Here is a 1,188-nt window from a genome sequence, read left to right as displayed (position 1 = left end):
ACCCGGTTTAATGGGGGCCGAGTTGGTGCAAAGGGCATTGGGGGGGCCCACCACGCTTGGCTTCGGCACGATCCAGATCGCGGCGGGTCTTGAGCGGGTGTTCGGCATCCAGGCCTCGGTGCCGGTGCAGTTGACCATCATCGCCGTGGCGTTCGTGCTGTACATGGCTTCCACCACCAGTGGCGTGCATCGCGGCATCAAGTGGCTCTCGAACTTCAACCTCGGCCTGGCGGCATTGCTGCTGGCGCTGATCCTGGTGCTCGGGCCGACCGGCTTCATCTTCGATACGTTCACCACCACGATCGGTTCCTACCTCAATTCACTGGTGACGATGAGCCTGCGGATGTCGCCGTTCTCGGGCAGCACGTGGGTGGCGGACTGGACGATCTTCTACTGGGCGTGGTGGATCGCGTGGGCGCCGTTCGTGGGCTCGTTCATCGCGCGCGTCTCGCGTGGGCGCAGCATCCGCGAGTTCGTGCTGGGCGTGGTGATCGCGCCGAGCGTGCTGGGCTTCCTGTGGTTCTCGGTGTTCGGCGGCACGGCGCTGTGGTCGCAGATTTTCGGCCACGTGGATCTGGCGCAGGCGCTGGGCAATGGCTACGAGACGGTGCTGTTCACGATGTTCGACAGCCTGCCGATGCCGACGGTGCTGTCGGTGATCGCGCTGGTGTTGTTGATGATCTTCTTCGTGACCTCGGCCGATTCGGCGGTGCTGGTGCTGGCGACGATGTCGACGGAGGAGGCGGGCGATCCGCCATTGGCGCGCAGGATGGTGTGGGGCGTGGCGATCGCGTTGATCGCGGGCGTACTCTTGTTGGCGGGCGGTCTCAATGCGCTGCAGGGGATGATCACGATCGCGGCATTGCCGTTTGCGTTGTTGATGCTGGCGGTGATGTGGTCGTTGTATCGGGTACTGGATATGGAGCATGCGCTGCAGCGGCGCCGTGCGCAGCGCGCGCGGCGGTTGATGGATGAGTGGATCGAGCGGGAGATCGCGGCGCAGGAAGAGACTCGCGATGAGGCGGCTCGGGCGCCTTGAGTTGGTCGCCTGGAGCGGCACGCTTCCCGGGCTATCGGTGGGCGGGCCGGGACGGGTGGGTTGGCGGGACACGCCGTGAATCCGTCCATGGAGGCTCATGTCGCGCCATCCATGGCGCTCATGGTCCCGACAACCCACCCGCCCCGTCC

1 protein-coding gene is annotated in these 1,188 nt (G+C 65.5%); it reads left to right on the top strand.

All coding sequences use genetic code 11. The annotated features are described in order from the left end of the window. On the top strand, positions 1-1,039 hold a 1,039-nt coding region (locus QMX81_RS20880), incomplete at its 5' end, for a BCCT family transporter (RefSeq protein WP_282264398.1). Positions 1,040-1,188 lie beyond the last annotated feature (149 nt).

It is taken from the genome of Stenotrophomonas sp. PS02301 (assembly GCF_029959485.1).
Lineage (GTDB): Bacteria > Pseudomonadota > Gammaproteobacteria > Xanthomonadales > Xanthomonadaceae > Stenotrophomonas > Stenotrophomonas maltophilia_Z.
This window is presented reverse-complemented; position numbering and strand designations above follow the sequence as displayed.